Raw genomic sequence first — 21,579 nt, 5'->3', positions numbered from 1 at the left:
TTTTAAATAAATAGAGATACAATGAGATCGATTATTTTTATCCCGACAAATGGAATCAAAACGCCGCCCAGACCGTAGATAAAAAGATTTCTTCTAAGTAATGCGCTCGCTCCAATTGGTTTGTATGCAACGCCTTTCAAAGCCAATGGAATCAGGAACGGGATAATGATCGCATTGAAAATAACTGCCGATAGAATGGCACTTTCCGGAGAATGAAGATTCATAATATTAAGACCCTGCAAAGCCGGAATCGAAGCGATAAAAAGTGCCGGAACAATAGCAAAATACTTAGCAACATCATTCGCAATACTGAAAGTTGTAAGTGTTCCTCTGGTCATCAACAACTGTTTTCCAATCTCAACTATTTCGATTAGTTTGGTAGGGTCATTGTCCAGATCTACCATATTTCCGGCTTCTTTTGCCGCCTGTGTCCCACTGTTCATTGCGACGCCCACATCGGCTTGGGCAAGCGCTGGCGCATCGTTGGTTCCGTCGCCCATCATTGCGACCAATCTGCCTTCGGACTGTTCTTTTTTGATGTAATTCATCTTGTCTTCCGGTTTTGCTTCGGCAATAAAATCATCTACGCCAGCTTTTTCCGCGATATATTTGGCGGTCAAAGGATTGTCACCGGTTACCATCACTGTTTTAATTCCCATTTTTCTCAATCGTTCAAAACGTTCCTGAATGCCTGGTTTGATGATATCCTGTAATTCTACAACCCCTAAAACTTTTTCGTTTTCGGAAACGACCAATGGGGTTCCGCCATTGCTTGAAATGGTTCTTACCGCTTCTTCAATTTCTTTTGGAAAAGGATTGCCTGCTTTTTGAACTAAGTTTTTGATGGAATCTGAAGCGCCTTTTCTGATTCTGATATTGTCATAATCTACACCTGAACTCCTGGTTTCTGCTGTAAAATTGATGAACTCAGGATTGTTAATTTCGTAGCTTAAAGGATTGACACCGGCCAATTCAATAATCGACTTCCCTTCCGGCGTTTCATCTGCCATAGATCCCAAAACAACTGCTTTAATAAAATGTTTCTCATCAATTCCGTTTGCAAGGTGAAAATGGGTCGCTTTTCTATTTCCAATCGTGATTGTTCCTGTTTTATCTAACAAAAGAACATCTACGTCACCTGCCGTTTCCACAGCTTTCCCACTTTTAGTAATGACATTTGCTCTTAATGCTCTGTCCATTCCGGCAATTCCGATGGCTGATAAAAGTCCGCCGATTGTAGTCGGAATCAAGCAGACAAATAGTGAGATAAAGGCGGCAATCGTAATTGGTGTATGCGCATAATCTCCAAATGGTTTCAAAGTCACTGTAACGATTATGAATACCAATGTGAATCCTGCCAAGAGAATAGTTAAAGCTATTTCGTTCGGTGTTTTTTGTCTGGAAGCGCCTTCTACCAAAGCAATCATTTTATCAAGGAAACTCTCGCCCGGTTCGGTGGTTACTTTTACTTTTATCTTATCAGAAAGTACTTTTGTTCCGCCGGTAACACTGCTTTTATCACCACCGGATTCGCGGATTACTGGTGCACTTTCTCCTGTAATGGCACTTTCATCAATGGTTGCAAGACCTTCGATGATTTCGCCGTCAGATGGGATAATATCGCCTGGTTCACAAAGAAACACATCGCCTTTTTTGAGTTGAGAAGACGGAACGATGGTGATTTCATCATTGAATATTTCTCCAACCGGCTGTATCCATTTTGCGGGTGTTTCTTCTCTCGTTTTTCTGAGGGAATCTGCCTGTGCTTTTCCTCTGGCTTCTGCGATGCCTTCTGCAAAATTGGCGAAGAGCAAGGTGATGAACAGAACTGCCGTCACAATAATGTTATAGATCAAGCTTCCCTGCTCTTTTTCTCCAATTGCAATCCAGACGCACACGCCAGCCATTACAATAGTTCCAATCCAAACCATAAACATCACAGGATTGCGGAACATTTTGGATGGGTTCAGTTTTATAAAAGACTGTTTCAATGCTTCATTGACCAATTCGGACTGAAACAAATTATTATTATTTCCTTTCATTTTAATTCAAATTATTTAAGTGAAAAATGTTCTGCGATAGGCCCCAAAGCTAAAGCCGGGAAAAAAGATAATGCAGCAACAAGTGCAATAACAGCGAAGATCATCAATCCGAAAGTTGCTGTGTCGGTTTTTAAAGTTCCTGCACTTTCCGGGATGTATTTTTTAGCAGCAAGGCTTCCGGCAATAGCGACAGGTCCAATAATTGGTAAATATCTTGCCATCAGCATAACGATTCCGCAGGCGATATTCCAGAAAGGTGTGTTGTCACCTAAACCTTCAAAACCACTTCCGTTGTTAGCACTTGAAGATGTGAATTCGTAGAGCATCTCGCTGAAGCCGTGATAGCCAGGATTATTCAGCCAGCTGGCGTAAGCTTCCGGATTTTGGGCGTAAGTGTAACTTGCAATCGCAGTTCCTGCCAGAATTAACAGTGGATGAAGAAGTGCAATGATCATTGCGATCTTCATTTCTCTGGCTTCGATTTTTTTACCGAGAAATTCCGGTGTTCTTCCAACCATTAATCCACTAATGAAAACTGCCAGGATGATGAAGATGTAGAAATTCAGAAAACCGACACCTACACCGCCATAGAAACAGTTGACCATCATCCCGAGCATTGTATTCATTCCGGAAAGCGGCGTTAATGAATCGTGCATCGCATTCACAGAACCATTACTTGTAACAGTTGTATTAATTGCCCAATATGCTGATGCAGCGGGACCGAAACGGACTTCCTTACCTTCCATACTTCCCATTGTCTGGGAGATTTCCATTTTTGAAATGGCAGGGTTTCCATTCATTTCATTAATGACGGTTGGAATCAGAAGAAGCAGAAATCCTACAGTCATAACTCCAAAAATAGTGTAAGCCAATTTTTTTCTTTTCAAGACATATCCCATTGCAAAAATCATTGCCATAGGAATTAGAAAAATTGAAACGTCCTCGATGATATTACTGAAGTAAGTCGGATTCTCTAAAGGATGTGCGGAGTTAGGGCCGAAAAATCCACCGCCATTGGTTCCCAGCTGTTTGATAGCTACAAAAGCGGCAACCGGACCACGGCTTACTTCCACTTTATCACCTTGTAAATTGGTAATAGAATCTTTCCCTTCAAAAGTCATTGGAGTGCCACTAAATGCTAATAAAGAAGCAATTACAACTGCTATGGGTAAAAGAATTCTAGTACAACTTCTTACAAACAGGAAATAAAAATTCCCTAATTTATCCGTAGTTTTCTCTCTCATTGCAAAGAAAACAACACCTGCAATTGCAATCCCGCAGCCAGCGCTTATAAACTGCCACAACATCAATGTTAACTGTCCCAAATATGATAATGCAGACTCTCCCGAGTAATGTTGCAAGTTGGTATTAGTAATAAAACTAACGGCTGTATTAAAAGCCAAGTCTCCGCTCATTGATGGATTATTATCCGGATTCAAGGGCAGCCAGCTCATATTGGTAAGTACAAATATTGCAATTAAAAACCAAAAAAAATTGATGGTTAATAATGCTACCAAATGCTGCTTCCAGTTCATTTCTGTGGTAGAGTCGATCCCAGCAAATTTGTAAAAGAGTTTGTCGACGGGATTCAAAATTTTATCCAGCCAGGTTTTCTCATTACTGAATATTTTTCCGATGTATCTTCCAAGTGGTATTGCCAGCAAAACAACCAGAGCAAACATTAGTATAATTCCTAAAATTTCTGTATTCATTTTTAATAATATTTTTTTGAGAATGTTCGCTATCTATAAATACCCTTTATTTCTAGCAGGATATAAATAAATATTACAACAAATGATATCCATAATAAAAGTTTCAGCCATTCTTTTGCTGACTTTCGAATATCCTTTTTCATAATGTAATTTTTAAAATTTTTCCGGTTTGATAAGTACATAGCACATATACACAAAGACGGCAATGGCGATTATGAATAATATTGTCATGTTTTTTCAAAGTATTTTACGGTTGCTAAAAACAGAGCAAAACAAGCAGCTCCGGCGATGATTAAGATTGTTGTCATAATTTATGGGTTAGTAAAGATTCTATACGCGATTCCTGTAAAGACAATAGATGTATAAAACATTAGGAGTAAATCCCAAGGTTTCCAGTGTTGACCATTATCTTGTTTATTAGTTTTCATTTCTACAGTATTTTTATAAACCGGATTTGTAGATCTGGCGCAGGTATAACTGATGTAGACTTGTTGGAATTTTCGAAAAAATTAAATTTTTGTAAGTTTTTTCACACGAAAAAGTGAGACTGTCGAGTGAGTAGATGAATACATTTTCCACTGCATTTTTCAGAGCCTGATCACCCTTTTGGTACAGCTCATTCATTTTATCGAACGATCTTATTAAAATTACTGTTTCACCTTTTTTGATAAGATTTCTGATCTGCCGGGTGAAAACATTGATGACCATAAAGGAGTTTTTAGTTCTGTAAACTTCTTCGAATTCTGATTTGGATTCAGGAACCACTGTTATGATTTCCTGTATTGCTTCTGTGTGATTCATTTTATATTTGTTTTGAATCACTAATGCCAATTAATATTCCGTAAGAAAACAAAAACGCATAATCAACTCATTAATAAAACATTAAACAGATTTGCCTAATTTACACTAAAGCAAAACCCTATCATTTTGAAAGGGTTGATCTTATCATTTTGAAAGGGATATCAAAAAAGAAGATGTTGATTATTTGTACCAAATGATCTCAAATCAATAATTATTTGATCTGAAATTCTTCCAGTTTCCTGTAAAGCGTTGTGAGTGCAATATTCAGGAGTTTTGCGGTTTCAGTTTTGTTGCCATTCGTATAATTGATGACTTTTTGGATGTGTATCTTTTCTGCGCTGGCAAGTTCAAAAGCAGAAAGCGTTTTGTTTTTGGAAGTGTCGGAACTTAAATTTTGAAAATCAGAGGGGAGAGAGATCAATTCCAGCGTAGAACTATCGGTGAGGATAACGCTTCTTTCTATTACATTCCGAAGTTCCCGGATGTTTCCTTTCCACGGATGTTGTTTTAAAGCTTCAAGATATTCCTGACTGATGGACGTAATTTTTTTTCCTGTTTTAATGGAAAAAGTTTTCAAAAAATAAGTGGCCAAATCTTCGATATCCGAAATCCTTTCTCTCAAAGGCGGAAGTGAAATATTAAAAATATTAATCCTGTAATACAGATCTTCGCGGAAATTTCCGGCTTCGATCTCTTTCTGAAGGTCTCTGTTTGTGGCTGCAATAATCCTTACATTGATCTTAGTCACTTTGTTATCACCAACCTTCAGAAATTCTCCAGACTCTAAAACTCGAAGCAGCTTTGCCTGCAGATCTAGTGGCATCTCTCCTATTTCGTCTAAGAAAACAGTTCCGTTGTTGGCTTCTTCAAAAATACCTTTAGTATCTTTTATCGCTCCGGTAAATGCTCCGGCTTTGTGGCCAAACAACTCATTCTCGAGTAATTCTTTGCTAAACGCTGAACAGTTGATTGCAACAAAATTCTGCTTGCTTCGGTTGCTTTCATTATGGATTGCCTGTGAAAAGACTTCTTTCCCGGTTCCTGTTTCTCCCGTAAGTAGAACTGTAGCATCGGTCAAAGCAACTTTTTTCCCCGAATCAATAGCAGATTTTATCAATTTTGATTTCCCAATAATCGTTTCAAAGGAATACTTGTTTCCCAATTGTTTTTCCAATTGTTGCACGCGTTTATTTAAGGCCGTTTTTTCGATTGCTTTGTAGAGAAGAGGAATTATTTTATTGTTGTCATCACCTTTTGTAATATAATCGAATGCGCCGTTCTTTATGGCCTGCACACCGTCTGGAATGTTTCCGTGTGCAGTAAGCAGGATTATTTCAAGCGATGGATATTTATCTTTGATAATTTTTGAAAACTCGACACCGCTTCCGTCGGGAAGTTTGACATCACAAATTATAACGTCTATATCAGAAACTTCAAGTCTTTTTTTTCCATTCTTAAGATCAGAGGCCTGAAATACTTCAAAACCTTCCAGGCTGATTATTCTGGAAAGCAAGGTTCTGATTTTTTCTTCGTCGTCGATGATGAGTATTTTGTCCACTTCTTTAAAAAATATATGCAAAGATAAATATTAATGATATGGTGGTTATTTTTTTATTTAATGATCAACCAATAATATATGAAACAAAGTCAAAAAATATTGTTATTATCTTTTTTTGAGTGAAAAATCATTTAAATTTTAATTCCAAAATAAGTGATTCAGCGACTTCAGAAAATTTTCTTTAAATTCGTCAAGTTTTATAATTTGATATAATGAAAAGAAAAATTCTTCTATCAGCCTTGTTTCTTCCGGCTGTAATGGCTTTTGGACAGCAATACGGCGGAATGTGGATCCCGACGGAACTTAATGAAAAAGAAATGAAAGATCTGGGAATGAAAATTTCCGCAAAAGATATCTTCAATCCGGATAAAGCGAGTATAAAAGACGCTGTCGTTCAGTTTGATGGCGGATGTACTGCAGAAGTGATCTCTCCAAAAGGATTACTCTTAACAAATCACCATTGTGGTTATGACAATATCCAAGCCCATTCTACGGTCGAAAATGATTTGCTGACCAACGGTTTCTGGGCAAAAGATATGACCGGAGAATTGCCGAATCCGGGTGTAACGGTAGATTTCATCACAGATATCAAAGAGGTGACAGGTCAAATCCTCACCGGAACAGAAAACCTGACCGGAGCGGATCTTACCAAGAAAATCAATGAAAATATTGAAGCTTACAAAAAAGCTCAGAAAACGGAATCCTACCAGACTATTTCTGTAAGATCGATGTATTATGGGAACAAGTTTTATGCTTATGTGATCGAAACTTTTAAGGATATAAGATTAGTTGGTGCACCGCCTTCCGCTATCGGAAAATATGGCTCTGACACAGATAACTGGGTTTGGCCAAGACACACAGGAGATTTCTCCATGTTCAGAATCTATGCTGACAAAAACAACAAACCGGCAGAATATTCCAAAGACAATATCCCATATACACCCAAACATTTCCTTCCGATTTCTGTGAAAGACAAGAAAGAAGATGATTTCACTTTTGTATTCGGATTCCCTGGAAGAACAACAGAATATCTTCCTTCGATTGCCGTTGAAAAAATCATGACAGAAACCGATCCTGCGATGATTGCTGTGCGTGATGTAGCTTTGAAAACCTTAGATGAAAAGATGAGAACCAATGCTGCTACCAAAATACAGTACGCTTCTAAATATGCGAGGGTTGCCAATTACTGGAAAAAATGGATTGGCGAAGTAGAAGGTCTTAAAAAGTCCAATGCTGTTGAGAAAAAGAAACAATACGAGCAGACTTTGATCTCGAAAAATCCTGCGATCAAAACGACAATTGATCAACTTAATCAAAAATATAACGAACAGGCGCCTTACAATCTTCACAGAGCTTATTATTCTGAAATCGTAAGAAATTCTGAAACATTTACGCTAGCAGGGATTTACTCAAATTATATCCAGAGTTACGAAGCAGGAAAAATGGACGCAAAATCTCTGGAAGCTTTGAAAGCAAGATTGACAGAGGTTTACAAAGATTATGACGGGGAACTGGATGCCAAAGTAACAGCGAAAATTCTTGCGCTTTATGCCAACAAAACACCTCCACAGTTTTTGCCAAAAGATTTTGATAAACTAAATAATGTAACTAAAAATCTGGGAATATTTGAAACCATTTCCAAAATGTCTATTATCACCGGAAGAGGAAATATGAACAGTATTAAAGCTACTGATGTTGATAAATTCTTTGAGGATCAAAAAGTATTAGTTGAAAATCTGAAAAAAGATCCTCTAGTTCAGATGTTCGGTTCATTCAAAAGCTCTTATTTAGAAACGACCGACGCAAAAGTCACTTCGCTTCAGGCTGATATCGATGCGTTGCAAAAGAAATATATGGCGCAGCAAATGGAAACGGACAAAGAAAGAAAATTCTTTCCGGATGCCAATTCTACCCTTCGTGTTACTTACGGGAAAGTAAAAGGTTCGGATCCAAGGGATGCCGTTACATATGGTTATCAGACGCATCTCGCCGGTGTGATGGAAAAATATGTTCCGGGAGATTACGAATTTGACTTGCCTAAAAAACTTATCAGTCTTTACAATACTAAAGATTACGGCATATACAAGGATAAAACCGGTGATGTTCCTGTAAACTTCACAGCGACAAACCATACAACCGGCGGTAACTCAGGAAGTCCGGCTTTGGATGCTTATGGAAACCTGATTGGATTGAACTTCGACAGACAATGGGAAGGCACGATGAGCGACATCAATTACGATCCGAAATTGTGCAGAAACATAATGGTGGATACCAAATACATCTTGTTCGTGATCGATAAATATGCAGACTCCAAATGGCTGCTGAACGAGATGAAAATCGTAAAGTAATCTTAATAAATATTTCTAAAATACTAACTTTGTCAGAGTCGAGAACTCTGGCAAAGTTTTTTTTAATAAAATATCTTGAACGCTAAATCAATTTTTTACCGAATTATTAACCCGATTACAAAGACTATTTCCTTTGAGAGATTTTCTATGAAACTGCCTTTTCAGGATTTGATTTTGGTTTATCATTTGGTTTCGGATGAGGATGTGAAGCATGTCAAACATCTGTTTCCATATCGTTCTGTCAAACATTTTGAAAATGATCTTGATTTTCTTTCCAAACATTTCGAGTTCATAGATTGGGAGACTTTCATCAAAGAAAAAACTGAAAAAACAACCAGAAAAAAACCAACGGTTCTCCTGACTTTTGACGATGGCTACAGCGAGTTTTACGACGTCATCTCTCCTATTCTCAAACGGAAAGGAATCTATGCGATGAATTTTATCAATCCAAAATTCATTGATAACCAAGAATTAATGTGGCGGAATAAAGCCAGCCTGATTGTTTCAGAAATCACTGAAAATAAATCAATTGAAAACAAATTAAGTAAATATCCCAATTTTAATAATGATCTGAAAAGCAATGTCAGTTCAATCCTAAAAATTAATTATAAGAATCAAAATCATCTGGATAAAATTGCGGAATACCTTGAAATTAACATCAGTGATTATCTTCAAAAAAATCAGGTTTATCTGACAACTGTGCAATTACAAAAACTTAAAAACGATGGATTCGGGATCAGCTCCCACGGTTGGGATCATCCTTTTTACAATCAATTAGGTTTGGAAAATCAATTGGAAAATACGCAAAAATCTTTAGATTATATGAAAGAAAATGCTTTCCTGAACGATTCTTTTGCTTTTCCATTCACCGATCATCTGGTTACCAATCGATTCTTTGAAACTATTTTTAATCAGAATCCTGATCTGAAATTTACTTTCGGCGCTGCAGGAATTAAACTCGATTCCAATTCCAAAAATCTGCAAAGAATTCCTGTAGAAATCAGAAATTATACGGCTGAAGAAATCCTGAAAAATGAAATATCGTACTATCAATTATTAAAGAAATTCAATAAAAATAAAATTATAAGAAGCTGAAAATTATGCTTTGAATAAAGTCTTTTATATATTTGTTAAAACAATTTTTCTGTGATCAATATCGTCGGACTCAACAAGCATCAACTCAAAGGATTTACCAGATCTGAGGGTTTTAAAAAATTCTATTTTGCCCCGATTTCTGAACTTAGAGAAATTTCTCACGCTAATAATCCCCGTGCAACAGACCAGGATATTTTACTTTATTTGGCTTATGATAACGATGAATTAGCAGGATATGTCGGAATATTGCCTGATGATGTAACGCTTGCCACAGGAGAAAAAATCCACTTCGGATGGCTTTCTACGCTATTCGTAAGTGAAAAATTCCGTGGAATGCAGGTTGCACCACAATTGCTTTTTGAAGTAGAAAAAAATTATGACAAAAATCTGATAGTTACAGAGTTTACAACAAGTGCACAAAGACTTTACCGCAAAATCGGGATGTTCCAAGACCTTACAGTGAAAAAAGCAGTCCGTTATTATTTCAAATCTAATCTGGCAGAACTGTTGCCCTTCAAAAAAGAGATTTTTGAGAATAACAAACCATTGTTGAAGAAGCTTGACAACTTAATTAATACCTTCATTCCGTATCTCAGCAGCGGGAAAAATCATCTTTATAAGATTTCTAAAAGTATAGATCCTACTCTGGAAAAATTCATATCAAAACAGAAGAAAAATCCGATTGGCAGAAGTTCTGCAGAATTCCGATGGATATTGGATTTTCCGTGGATTTCCCGAGAAAAAGAACAGCCAGCTTATCTGTTTTCTTCTTTTGCTAAAGATTATGAAATGTTTTGGGTGTCGGTTTATCAGAATCAGGAGATTGTTGCTACGATGTTTTGTTCTGTACGAAATAGTCATCTGAAAGTGCTTTACTATTTCGGAAATGTCAATCTGATTCCCGATCTTCTTCCGAAAATCATCAGGAAATATAAAGTGAAAATGATGACGATTTACGATGATCAGCTTAATTCATCAATCAATAAAAATCATTCACCGAAAGCACTTTACAAACGTCCTTTGGAAAGAAAATATATGATTCACAAGGATTTCAAAGAGAAACTCGGAAAGGATTTTGACTTCAAATTTACTGATGGTGACGGCGATTTTTCCTTTACCTAAAATATTTAAGTCGGATTCAGCTTTGCAATAGAACAAATCTCAATAACTTATCTTTGCCGTAAATAAGTTTTTATGTCATTTGAATCGTTGGGATTATCAAGCAATATTATCAGTTCCGTTAAAAAATTAGGTTACCTTAAGCCATTTCCAATTCAGGAACAGGCAATTCCTGTTATTTTACAAGGAAAAGATCTGATGGGAATTGCGCAAACCGGATCCGGAAAAACGGCTTGTTTTGTAATCCCAATTTTGGAAAAGTTACAGAATACCGAAGTTAAAAAAGACCGTAATATTGAGGTTTTGATCTTGGTTCCAACTCGAGAATTGGCGATTCAGATTGATGAGGTTTTCAGAGTTTTCACAGAAAATCTGAAGCGCGAGATCCGTACGATGGCTGTCTATGGCGGTGTTTCTATCAATCCACAGATGAAAGGAATGTTTGGGGTTGAGGTTCTTATCGCAACGCCTGGTCGTTTACTGGATTTAATTGATCATAATGCCTTGAGTATCTCGGAGATCCAGCATTTAGTAATCGATGAAGCAGACAAAATGTTCCAGTTAGGTTTTGGTGAAGAAATGAATAAGCTATTTGCCCTTATGCCTGCGAAGAAACAAACGACTTTGTTCTCAGCAACCCTGGATGATAAAGTTTCTGAAATGAAGAAACGTCTATCTATCAATCCGACACTTATTGAAATAAAGAAAAAGGAAGTTGAAATTGACAATATCGAGCAATTGGCTTACCACGTCTCTCCCGAAAACAAAGGTCCATTTTTAAGATATTTGATCAAAGAAAAGAAGGTTGAAAAAGCTTTGATCTTTGTTTCCTCTACCCGATCTGCCGACAATTTGGTGGAGAAACTAAAGAAAAACAAAATAAAAGCCGTTGCCATTCACAGCCAGAAATCGCAGGGTGCACGTAGAAATAATCTGGAAGAATTCAAAGTTAATGGTGCCCAGATTTTGGTCGCTACAGACTTAATCGGTCGTGGAATCCATATCGACGATTTATCTTGCGTCATCAATTATGAATTGCCACGTTCACCTTTGGACTACATTCACAGGATTGGTAGAACGGGTCGTGCAGGTGAAAAAGGAACTGCGATTAATATTCTGACTGATGAAGAATTGCAGCATTTCCGGGTAATTCAGAAGAAAATGGGCAAAAAAGTGACTTTACAAAGGACGGGTGATATTGATCTGCACGGTTATTAGGTTGATAAAATAATATTAAAAATTATTTTCTCGAAGATTAGGCTGATCTTATAGTACAGATTTATTTTAGGCAAAAATCTGATTATCTGTTAAATCAACAAGAATTTTAAAAACTAACAACCTCTTAATAGCTTACTTTTCACAATCGCATTTCTGTCTTCTATGGCGTTTGAATTCATTATCCCAAAAAGGATATAGCTTGATTGCCAGATAAATGTTAGCTGCATGAAGATGATCGTGTTTGAAGAGAATCGGGAACGCATTTTCGCTACCCAGAATCAAAGGTCCAAGTCTTACATATCCGCCAAACTGTAGATTTTTATATTCTGATAAGGTGGTAGAAATCCCGTATCCAAAAGCTTCTTTCTGAATTATGTAATTGGCATTAAGGATATTATTTCGCCTCAAAGAATTTTCGAAAACTGGGACACGCTGGATCCAGTTTATATTCACAAAATGATGCTCTCTGATCCTTTGACTGTAATTTACATTAATGCTTGTCGGCAATCCGATCTTGAAGCCATAGCCTGCAAAAGACGCATTCTCATCCCCATAAGCTTCTTTGCTCAATAACCTCAGATATTGTTCCGGACTTTCAAACTCCTGATCCTGCAAATTGGGATTATTCTGCAGCCAAACCGTACTTCCGTCTTTGAAAAGATGATTGATTCCCTGCTTGAAATTAACATAGCCCAAATCCAGAATATTAAAAGAAACTTTAGAATTATACTCATCCTGGCGAGGATCTTTGTCCAGCATCGCAATCCCGAGATCCAAACCTAAGCCGAATCCGTTCTGCTTGTATTCATAAGTTTTAGTTTCAAAATTATAATTGGTAATATAGCTTGCAGAGATGTTATAATTTGAGGCATAGATGTTTTTGTAATCAGGATCTTCTCCCACACCTGGTTCTGTTGCTGTCAATTCAATATCCTGATGATTGATGATATTAGAAGCATCCAGACCGATCTCATATTTCAGATTAATACCAAGAATCCATTGTTTGTCGGAATATGGGAATATGGTTGTGGCAGCGTTGAGGCCGACCTCGTTCCAGTTCATCAGGCTTGTGGAGAAGGGTTTCATATTATAATCATCAGGCTGCGGAACCATCTCGTTACCATAACGCAGATAATTATCAAAATCAAGTACAGAACCCTGAGTTCTGAGCCGGCTGAACAATCCGAAAACGTATTTTTTTTCTTTAATAGTGGCAGTCATAGAAAATGATGGTCCCAAAATATCAGATGCTGCAAAGAAATTAGCTTTCTCTTTGTTATAAAAATCGAGTATGTTGGGTGTATTTTCTCCGGTGATGTTTTCCTTAGGATTTGCAACTTCGATAGTCGAATTTGATAAGCCGAGAAGACTTTGCTTTGAGATATAGGCATAATCATTCTGTAAAAAAATATCTGCTGAGACGAGGTTGACATCCCACGGATTTGAGTTCAGAAAAGGCTGAGTTGGTGAGAGAACAGCAGAATTGATCCCGCTGTAATTATCGTTGGTGAAGGTCAAATTATTTTGTGCTGCAATTTTTACAAAACAGAAAATGAAGAGAAAAAAGCAAAAAAGTTTTAACATCATTTGTAGAATGTGCATAATAAACTCCGATTGACCGAAATTATTGTTCTTGAATCAAAACTGAAACCAAAACGAACCCGCACAAGAATATTTGTTTTTGACATTTTGACAGATGATTTTTATAGGCTATCGCTATACAGTAGCTATACCCTTCCTATACGTGAAATGTATTTTTTGAATTTTTTAGTTTTTGCCAAGTTGACAGAGATTTTAATTGATAAGATTAAGACAAATTTATTTAACTTGCTCAATAAACTTATAGAAATGTTATTAGCCATTGTATTTCCATTCCTGTCTTTCTTCTTTCGAGGAAAAATTATAACTGCAGTTATTTGTTTTATTTTGCAGATTACCGTTTTGGGCTGGCTTCCGGCTGCGATCTGGGCGGCGTTGTCTCTGAATAATGAAAGAGCGGAGAAAAGGAATGATAAGTTGATTCGGGCAGTGAGAGAGAGTGGGAAGTAAAGCTTAATTTATGTTTTAAATTAACCAAAAAAGGATGAGCCCTCGCCCATCCTTTTCTTATTTACAAACTTATCCGAAATTTAATATCCGAAAATCTCCTCCAGACTCACTTCTGTGAAGGTTCCCATTTTGTTGATGGATTCCATATTCAGGTTTTCTTTTTTTCCGATGATCGCTGTGTTGTAAGACAACGGTTTGATATCGGAGTTGTAGAAAGCTGTAAGTTCCGGTAATGTCAGGGTTTGAATCTCAGCATAAACATCTTTTCTGATATCGTGGTCTACGCCTAATTTTTTAAGCGAAAGCTGGTTGTAGAAAATCGTAGTTCTGTTGATTCTGTTGGATGCAATCTGTTTCAAGGCAGATCCTTTTGCATTCTCAAACTGAGCCGGAATCTGTGGAAAATCTGCCATCAACTCACTCATTGCTGCAACTGCCAAAGGTAATTTGTTGGCTTGAGTTCCGATATAATTGGTGACATAATTCGGTTTGTTAAGTTCTGTTGCATTCGCATAAGAAACATACGCCGAATATGCCAAAGATTTACTCTCTCTGATTTCCTGAAATACGATAGATGACAATCCCCGTCCAAAATACTCATTGAAAACACTTGCCTTTCCGAAATTTGCCAGGTTTACATTTCCTGCTTTTGCCACTTTGGACATTTCCATCTGCACCATATCATAACCAGTAAAATATACTTTGCCGTCCGTCGCCAATTCTGGGTAATCTTTAGCTTTTGCAGGCTGAAGTTTTGTATCCAGGATATAAGGCTTCACTGCTTTTTCCAGACCTTTCTGATCTTCCCCATAAAGGAAAACTTCGTAAGGATATTGGTTCAATGTTTTGATTTTTGACATTAGCTCATTCACATTAATACTTTGCAGACGTTCCTTAGAAATCACATCCGTCATACGGGATTCTTTTCCGTATTTGGCATAATTCGTAAGCGCCGCCATTATTCTGGTCTTGTCTTTTTTGGCAACTTCTCTGGATTCCAAGAATGTTTTCACGGTCTGGTCATAGATTGCCTGGTCAGCTTTCACATTGTTGATCCAGTGGTTCATGAGCTCCACGCCTTTTTTCATATTGCTTTCCAGTCCGCTCAGGGCAATGATCATCTGGTCATTAGAAGTTCTGAACTGGTTGGTAATTCCCAGTTTGTAGAACTCTTCCTTCAATTGTTCCGGTGTGTATTTATCCGTTCCAAGATATTGAAGAACCGTCACACCCAAAGCCAGTTCCTTGTCGTTATCTGTCCCGAAAGGAAACACATAATTCACCTGAGCGACTTCATTATATTTATTTTTAACGAAGCTTACTTTTTTATCTTTAATGGTTGAAGTCGCAATTGCTGTATTAAAATCTATGAACTGAGGTTTGATATCAGACGATTTCTCATTGATGATCTCTTTCAGGAACGGTGATTGCGCTTCTCTGTTCAGTTTGATTGGCGTAATACCAGGATTCTGAACACGAACTAATTTATCATTCACGCCTTTTTCTTTGTAAACCACCACATAATTATCTTTGAAGAAATCGTTGGCAAATTTCACTACATCAGCTTTCGAAATCCCTTCGTATTGGTTGATTTCGTCAAGTTCCTGCTCCCAGGTTCTGTTGTTGATATATGCGCCGTACAAAGTCGTAGCCAGTCCGTCAGCCGTTTCCCAGCCTTTCATTCTCTGGACTTTCATATCATTGACGATGGCGTGAAGCATCCAATCCGGGAATTGTCCTTTTTTAACTAAATCGATTTGGTCTAATAACAATTTCTTCGCATCATCAAAACTTTGTCCGTCTTTTGGAACCACGCTTAATACGAATGCACCATAAGTTTTGAAAGCCGATTCGTAAGCGCCAGCTCCCAATGTTTTTTGTTTTTGATTGATGTTAAGATCGATCAAACCTGCATCGCCGTTATTGCTCAAAATCTCAGCAACAACATCCGCCAATCTGGCATCGTGAGTTCCGTAAGAATCCGTTCTCCAGGCCATTAGCATTCTTGGTGTAGATGGACTTTTTACCGTTCTGGCAACCACGCTCGTCATCGGCTCTTCCGACACCATTTTTTTCATTGGAAGCTCTTTATACTTGAACGTTCCAAAATATTGATCTATCATCTTAATGGTTTTATCAAAATCCAGATCTCCAACCAATACGACCGCCATATTATTGGGCACGTAATAAGTATCGAAATATTTGTGTATCGCCACCATAGACGGGCTTTTCAAATGCTCTGAAGTTCCGATCGTCGTTTGCTGACCGTTCGGATGTTTCGGGAAAAGCGCTTCCATCATGGTGTAATTTACAAGACGACCATCGTTGTCCTGAGCACGGTTGAATTCCTCATAAACTGCCTCCAGTTCTGTATGGAACAATCTCAAAACCAATTCCGAGAAACGTTCTTTCTCCACTTTCAGCCATTTCTCCAATTCGTTGGATGGGATGTTGTTTTTGTAAACCGTCTCGTCCAGCCAGGTGTGTGCATTGGTTCCTGTTGCGCCAAGAGAAGAGATCGCTTTGTCGTACTCGTTGGCGATGGCGTATTTGGAGGCTTCCTGAGAAACCTCGTCGATTTTCTTGTAAAGAGCTTTTTTCTTTTCAGGGTCTTTTTCCGCTTTGTGCTGCTCGTAGAGATCTGAGATCTGTGCTAATAAAGCTTTTTCCTTTTCCCAATCCTGAGTTCCCAGTTTGGAAGTCCCTTTGAAAACCATATGTTCCAGGTAGTGTGCTAATCCTGTATTGTCGCTTGGATCGTTGTTGGAACCTGTTTTTACAGGGATATAAGTTTGGATTCTTGGAGCGTCATCATTTTTTGCGAGATAGACCTTCAGTCCATTTTTCAGGGTATAAACGCGTACCCCGGATTGGTCATTTTTTACGGTTTCGTAGGTGTAACCCGCAGCGTCGGTTTTGGTTTGCGTTTCAAATTTCTGTGCCATTGCATTGATCATAAATAAGAGTGAAATTGAAATAAATAGTTTCTTCATACTATACTTTTATTTTTTCTGGAGCGTAATTTACGCAACATTTTATTAGTTGCCAATTGTTGGGGATTGTTACTTTTGGATTAGATGTAAAAAAGCACAGATTGCTATCTATGCTTTTGTTATTTTCGCTAGCGCGAGCTTGTAGCTCTTTTTTATTAATGAGCACGAGCAAGATGCTCGCGTCAGCCTTGGTTAAATTTCTATTAATAGTTGTTTCTATGACGATTTCACAGTCAATTTTTAATGGGCTTTTGCAATAGCGTTAATTTTTCATTACCTCATAGAGGTTTACTGTTAATAGTATTATTGTTTAATTATTTGTAGAAAGCTCCGTAGGAGCGACCTGTTAATAACAGTTTATTCAATCCATTCGAAAACATATTTGTCATCATATTCAATATCAAATTTTCTTAGAAAATCCAAATACTCTTCTTTAAATGATTTCTTATTGTGATGCATCTCCTGATTTAAAATATATTTTACAACATTATCTACATGGCTTTTGGAATACGAAAATGCGCCATAGCCTTCCTGCCAATTGAATTTACCAAAACCCCATTTTTTGTCGTTAATGAATTTTGATGAACCCGCTTTTATGTCTCTTACCAAATCTGAAATCAAAATATTTGGTTTGATGCTTACGAGCAGATGAACATGATCCGGCATTGCAAAAACAGCAAATAATTTTTGACCTCTGTTTGAAACGATGCCTGTGATAATATAATAATGGATTTGCTACAAAAAACGAAACCTTTTCGGTGGTGTTTTTATAACTAATTTATACAACTAATAATCTGGTGATTTCTAATTATTTATAAAAAAGTAAGTAGTACACGAATTTTCAATATAATTACTTTAGTCGAATTTTTTATTTAAGTTTGTTTACCTATAAAAAGCATCAATGAGAAAAACAACAATCTTCATATTGACAATACTTTCTTGTTTCGGAATCAAAGCTCAAAACAGTAAAATGGAATCCATTAAAACTAAAATTATCTACGACGTTGAAGATCATGGTACTATCATTAAAACATCTTTGCCGTTTAGAATAGGTATTCTGATCGATGACGCCACGTCTAAGGAAAAATCTTCAGCGTATTTTGAGCCTTGGACGGGATCAGACTCTGGAAGTGATATAGAAGCATTTCTTCAAAAGCTCAATATTCCGGAAGCTTCTCGCCCCGACCTTTCCCGTTTCCTTGCAAATATGAGCAAAATCCGTAAGCTGGAGTTATTTGTGATCAAAATGAGCAAAGCCGATTTTGCAAATAATCTTTCCGAAAAAGCTGCAGACAGCAAACTCTACAAATCGATGCGTAAAATGGAATCAGATTATCATAAAAGTCTAGATATATTGATGAGTGATTATCACTTTAGCAAAAACACTGATGATACTCTTTTGCTTCAAAAAACAGAAACTTTGGCAGAAGAATTCCAGGTTCCTTTTATTGCTGCTACCAAGGATTCTCGGTCCAATAGTGATTTCTCTTTAGTTCGTGTACAGGCTCCAGCAACAAGCGATACTTATCATAATCCTGCATTCAGTATTGCTGAGCAGGTCGCAAATAATTTTGACCGTTATGCCTGGCCGGTAGTGTCGGAGCAAGCGGAACCTTTTTCTTACCAGCTCATTGCCTGCCGCTTTGCACAATACATCAAAACAATCCTACAGAATAAAATCGGAAGCTTGATGACACGGGCTAATGTAGAAAGCTTTTTAAATACCTGGATTTCGCAATATGTTTTATTGGATGACCGTGCGCCACTGGCTGTTCAGGCGGCATATCCATTGAAGTCTGCCCGGATTGCCATAGAAGATGTATCAAATGAACCCGGATCTTACATGGCTACTATGTTTATACAACCACAATTTCTTTTAGGTGCTCAGCCAACTTATATCAGACTTGTCTTTAAACTACCCCCTGTGCAAAGTGCCCCATAAGTGTGTCTGCTAATAACTCAAAGTGACAGACTTCGAGAACTAAAGTTTTATCAATGGGTGTATGCAGGATTATGTGAAATTTGTTGAGACATAAAAAAACACAGATGATGAGTCTGTGCTTTTATGATTTGTACTATTAGGAATAATTATATAAACCTACTTAGCAATCTGTAGTTTAAATACTGTTTGTCCGGCTTTTACCAGATACACGCCATTTTGGAAAGTAGAGGTATTGATCGTTGCAGAACTGGTTTTAGATCTGGTTCTGTAAACTTGCCGTCCAACCAAGTCTACGATCTGGATCTCTGTATCGTTTGCAAGATGATCTATGGTTACCATATCTTTTGCCGGGTTGGGATAGAGAACCATATTGACTTTTTTAACATCTGTGGCTGCCATAGTTTCTTCTGATATCATAAATCCTCTCCATACATCGGCAGCTTTATAAGCAGGAACAGAACCCACGGGAACATATAGTTTGCAGGTGCTTACATTTACAAGATAAAAAGCTATTGAGTTACCTGATAAATTCGGAGGTGTAGGATTTTTAGCATAAATAGTGGCTAAAGCTGAACACCCAGAAAAAGTTCCATACCCCATTCCAGATAACGAACTGGAAAGTGTCATCGATACTAAAGATGTACAAAAACGAAAAGCATAGGATCCAATAGAAGTTAAAGTATTGGGGAAAGTAATAGATACTAAGCCAGCACCAAAAAAAGCAGAACCTCCAATAGAAACTAAAGAATTAGGAAGCTTAATCGTTTTTAAAGAGTAACAACTACCAAAAGTATTATATCCAATAGTAGTAATGGCATTGGAAAGTGAAGCCGAGGTTAAAGATGAGCATTGATAAAAAGCACTGTCTCCTAAGAAATTTACCGAATCTGGAATCGTGATTGTGATTAAGGCAGAACATTTTTCAAAAGCACTAATTCCAATAGACGTTACTGACTCTGGAATTGCAATAGATTTAAGCGATGTACAGCCATAAAAAGCGCCGCCTTCAATGATAGTTACGGAATTGGGAATATTAACCGAAATTAATGATGAACAATTGGCAAAAGTATTATTTCCAATAGAAGTTAATATAGTAGGAAGCGTAATTGAGGATAAAGATATACAGTTTTGAAAGGCAGAACCTCCGATATAATATACTGTATTTGGTAGCGTCACCGAAGATAATGAGGTACAATTATAAAAAGCATAGGATCCAATAGAAATTAAAGTATTGGGGAAAGTAATAGATACTAAGCCGGCATCAAAAAAAGCAGAGCCTCCAATAGAGGTGACCGAATTAGGAATATTAATCGATATTAATGCTTTACAACCGGAAAAAGCAGAATCTCTGATAGAGGTTACCGAATTAGGAATCGTAATCGACGGTAAGGAGGTGCAATTTCCAAAAGCAGCTACGCCAATATAAGTTGCAGAACTTGGGATCGTAACCGAGGTTAAAGCTTTACAGTTAAAAAAAGTTTTTTCTCCAATAGAATAAATAGAATTAGAAAGTACAACCGAGGCTAATGATGTACAGCCTTCAAAAGCAGAAAGTCCAATGTTAGTCACCGAATTAGGAATCGTAGCCGAGGCTAGAGCTGTACAGTTATAAAAGCCATTATCCCCGATAGAAGTCAAAGAATTGGAAAGCGTAAACGAAGTCAAAGCTTTACAACCAGAAAAAGCCTGAGTTCCAATAGTAATTACAGAATTGGGAAGCGTAATCGTGGTTAAACCACTGCCTGCAAAAGCAGAATCTTCAATATAAACTAGAGAGCCGGGAAGCGTAACCGAGGCTAATGCGCTGCAGTTATAAAAAGTTTTACTTTTAATAGAAGTTACAGAACCAGGAATCATAAGCGAGGCCAATTTTGTACAGCCTTCAAAAGCAGAAACGCCAATAGAACTTACCGAACTTGGAATCGCAAGCGAAGTTAATGCTTTACAATTATAAAAAGTAGAATCTCCTATAGCAGTGATAGAACCTGGGATATTAACCGAGTTCAGAGCTATACAATTAGAAAAAGCAGACCCTCCAAGAGATGTTACAGAATTTGGAATCGAAGCCGACGTTAAAGCTGAACAAAGGGAAAAAGCAAGACTTCCAATAGTTGTTACAGAATTAGGAATCGAAATAGAGGTCAAAGAGGTACAATTTGAAAAAGCAGAACTTCCAATAGTTGCAATAGAATTAGTAAGTGTAATTGAGGACAAAGCTTTACACCCGGAAAAAGCACTATCTCCAATAGAAATTAAAGAATTGGAAAGGGTTACGGAAGCTAAAGATGCTGAACCAGAAAAAGCAGAAGATTTGATAGAAGTTACAGAGTTAGGCATCGTAACCGAAATTAAATCTCTGAAATTAGCAAATGCAGAAGCACCAATAGATGTAACACTGTATGTATTGGAATTATAATCTACGGTTGCCGGGATCGTTACATTACCAACATAACCATTCGCTATTACTTCTACAGCGTAGTTGCCGTCAGTTTCTGTGGTTACTTTATATCTTACTCCTCCGGTTGAAAACTCATCGCCAACAGCTTTTGTTGTTTTAGAAGTTAAGCTTGGATTTGTAATAGAATTAGCTTGCAAGGACATACCTGTCATTAAGCTTACAAAAACTAAGAAAGCTTTTGCGGTTTTTAAAAAGTAATTTCTTTTCATAATTTTTGGATTATTTGTTTTTGTAATATTTTATC

Annotated in this window: 15 protein-coding genes; 6 read left to right on the top strand and 9 right to left on the bottom strand. The window is 37.3% G+C overall.

Features of this window, described 5'->3' with window-relative positions; all coding sequences use genetic code 11:
- Nucleotides 1-2: 2 nt before the first annotated feature.
- From kdpB to ACFJGY_RS10345, 5 genes are all read right to left on the bottom strand, one after another.
- Entirely contained in the window at nt 3-2,042 is a 2,040-nt protein-coding gene (gene kdpB / locus ACFJGY_RS10365; protein ID WP_379963586.1) for a potassium-transporting ATPase subunit KdpB, read from the bottom strand.
- Nucleotides 2,043-2,053: 11 nt separating this feature from the next.
- Nucleotides 2,054-3,754 (bottom strand): potassium-transporting ATPase subunit KdpA, encoded by a 1,701-nt coding sequence (kdpA, locus tag ACFJGY_RS10360; RefSeq protein WP_379963584.1) that lies wholly within the window; start codon nt 3,752-3,754, stop codon nt 2,054-2,056.
- A 153-nt stretch (nt 3,755-3,907) separates the two neighbouring features.
- The gene (gene kdpF, locus ACFJGY_RS10355; RefSeq protein ID WP_379970167.1) at nt 3,908-3,985 is read right to left on the bottom strand and encodes a K(+)-transporting ATPase subunit F; all 78 of its coding nucleotides are present in this window, start codon (nt 3,983-3,985) and stop codon (nt 3,908-3,910) included.
- A gap of 210 nt (nt 3,986-4,195) precedes the next feature.
- Complete coding sequence (locus ACFJGY_RS10350) at nt 4,196-4,555, bottom strand: hypothetical protein (RefSeq protein ID WP_379963582.1); 360 nt, start codon at nt 4,553-4,555, stop codon at nt 4,196-4,198.
- Between the two features lie 211 nt (nt 4,556-4,766).
- Entirely contained in the window at nt 4,767-6,113 is a 1,347-nt protein-coding gene (locus tag ACFJGY_RS10345) for a sigma-54-dependent transcriptional regulator (protein ID WP_379963580.1), read from the bottom strand.
- Between the two features lie 212 nt (nt 6,114-6,325).
- Between ACFJGY_RS10345 and ACFJGY_RS10340 the strand changes: the two genes are divergently transcribed.
- The 4 genes from ACFJGY_RS10340 to ACFJGY_RS10325 all read left to right on the top strand — a co-directional run bounded on the left by ACFJGY_RS10340 (nt 6,326) and on the right by ACFJGY_RS10325 (nt 11,893).
- Nucleotides 6,326-8,461 (top strand): S46 family peptidase, encoded by a 2,136-nt coding sequence (locus ACFJGY_RS10340; RefSeq protein ID WP_379963578.1) that lies wholly within the window; start codon nt 6,326-6,328, stop codon nt 8,459-8,461.
- Between the two features lie 147 nt (nt 8,462-8,608).
- Nucleotides 8,609-9,556 carry a polysaccharide deacetylase family protein gene (locus ACFJGY_RS10335; protein ID WP_379963576.1) on the top strand — a complete coding sequence of 316 codons (948 nt, stop codon included), beginning with the start codon at nt 8,609-8,611 and terminating at the stop codon, nt 9,554-9,556.
- 51 nt (nt 9,557-9,607) lie between these two features.
- Entirely contained in the window at nt 9,608-10,678 is a 1,071-nt protein-coding gene (locus ACFJGY_RS10330) for a GNAT family N-acetyltransferase (protein WP_379963574.1), read from the top strand.
- 72 nt (nt 10,679-10,750) lie between these two features.
- The gene (locus ACFJGY_RS10325) at nt 10,751-11,893 is read left to right on the top strand and encodes a DEAD/DEAH box helicase (RefSeq protein ID WP_379963572.1); all 1,143 of its coding nucleotides are present in this window, start codon (nt 10,751-10,753) and stop codon (nt 11,891-11,893) included.
- A 132-nt stretch (nt 11,894-12,025) separates the two neighbouring features.
- Here ACFJGY_RS10325 and ACFJGY_RS10320 read toward each other — a convergent pair whose 3' ends face one another.
- Complete coding sequence (locus tag ACFJGY_RS10320; RefSeq protein ID WP_379963570.1) at nt 12,026-13,480, bottom strand: hypothetical protein; 1,455 nt, start codon at nt 13,478-13,480, stop codon at nt 12,026-12,028.
- A gap of 261 nt (nt 13,481-13,741) precedes the next feature.
- Between ACFJGY_RS10320 and ACFJGY_RS10315 the strand changes: the two genes are divergently transcribed.
- Complete coding sequence (locus ACFJGY_RS10315) at nt 13,742-13,942, top strand: YqaE/Pmp3 family membrane protein (protein ID WP_379963568.1); 201 nt, start codon at nt 13,742-13,744, stop codon at nt 13,940-13,942.
- Nucleotides 13,943-14,022: 80 nt separating this feature from the next.
- Here the strand turns inward: ACFJGY_RS10315 and ACFJGY_RS10310 are convergent, their stop codons facing one another.
- Together ACFJGY_RS10310 and ACFJGY_RS10305 are read right to left on the bottom strand one after the other, a co-directional pair.
- Entirely contained in the window at nt 14,023-16,935 is a 2,913-nt protein-coding gene (locus tag ACFJGY_RS10310; RefSeq protein ID WP_379963566.1) for a M16 family metallopeptidase, read from the bottom strand.
- A 357-nt stretch (nt 16,936-17,292) separates the two neighbouring features.
- The gene (locus ACFJGY_RS10305) at nt 17,293-17,652 is read right to left on the bottom strand and encodes a transposase (protein ID WP_379970165.1); all 360 of its coding nucleotides are present in this window, start codon (nt 17,650-17,652) and stop codon (nt 17,293-17,295) included.
- Nucleotides 17,653-17,836: 184 nt separating this feature from the next.
- Between ACFJGY_RS10305 and ACFJGY_RS10300 the strand changes: the two genes are divergently transcribed.
- Nucleotides 17,837-18,877, top strand: a complete 1,041-nt coding sequence (locus ACFJGY_RS10300; protein ID WP_379963564.1) for a hypothetical protein — start codon at nt 17,837-17,839, stop codon at nt 18,875-18,877.
- Nucleotides 18,878-19,033: 156 nt separating this feature from the next.
- Here ACFJGY_RS10300 and ACFJGY_RS10295 read toward each other — a convergent pair whose 3' ends face one another.
- The gene (locus ACFJGY_RS10295) at nt 19,034-21,544 is read right to left on the bottom strand and encodes a leucine-rich repeat protein (RefSeq protein WP_379963562.1); all 2,511 of its coding nucleotides are present in this window, start codon (nt 21,542-21,544) and stop codon (nt 19,034-19,036) included.
- Between the last annotated feature and the right edge of the window lie 35 nt (nt 21,545-21,579).

This window comes from Epilithonimonas sp. UC225_85 (assembly GCF_042695135.1).
GTDB lineage: Bacteria > Bacteroidota > Bacteroidia > Flavobacteriales > Weeksellaceae > Epilithonimonas.
This window is presented reverse-complemented; position numbering and strand designations above follow the sequence as displayed.

Bases quoted from the DNA above. Each gene is read 5' to 3' on its own strand.
- ACFJGY_RS10325 (WP_379963572.1), top strand. From the start codon at position 10,751: ATGTCATTTGAATCGTTGGGATTATCAAGCAATATTATCAGTTCCGTT.
- kdpA (WP_379963584.1), bottom strand. From the start codon at position 3,754: ATGAATACAGAAATTTTAGGAATTATACTAATGTTTGCTCTGGTTGTT.
- kdpB (WP_379963586.1), bottom strand. From the start codon at position 2,042: ATGAAAGGAAATAATAATAATTTGTTTCAGTCCGAATTGGTCAATGAA.
- ACFJGY_RS10320 (WP_379963570.1), bottom strand. From the start codon at position 13,480: ATGATGTTAAAACTTTTTTGCTTTTTTCTCTTCATTTTCTGTTTTGTA.
- ACFJGY_RS10300 (WP_379963564.1), top strand. From the start codon at position 17,837: ATGAGAAAAACAACAATCTTCATATTGACAATACTTTCTTGTTTCGGA.
- ACFJGY_RS10310 (WP_379963566.1), bottom strand. From the start codon at position 16,935: ATGAAGAAACTATTTATTTCAATTTCACTCTTATTTATGATCAATGCA.
- ACFJGY_RS10350 (WP_379963582.1), bottom strand. From the start codon at position 4,555: ATGAATCACACAGAAGCAATACAGGAAATCATAACAGTGGTTCCTGAA.
- ACFJGY_RS10335 (WP_379963576.1), top strand. From the start codon at position 8,609: ATGAAACTGCCTTTTCAGGATTTGATTTTGGTTTATCATTTGGTTTCG.
- ACFJGY_RS10315 (WP_379963568.1), top strand. From the start codon at position 13,742: ATGTTATTAGCCATTGTATTTCCATTCCTGTCTTTCTTCTTTCGAGGA.
- kdpF (WP_379970167.1), bottom strand. From the start codon at position 3,985: ATGACAATATTATTCATAATCGCCATTGCCGTCTTTGTGTATATGTGC.
- ACFJGY_RS10295 (WP_379963562.1), bottom strand. From the start codon at position 21,544: ATGAAAAGAAATTACTTTTTAAAAACCGCAAAAGCTTTCTTAGTTTTT.
- ACFJGY_RS10340 (WP_379963578.1), top strand. From the start codon at position 6,326: ATGAAAAGAAAAATTCTTCTATCAGCCTTGTTTCTTCCGGCTGTAATG.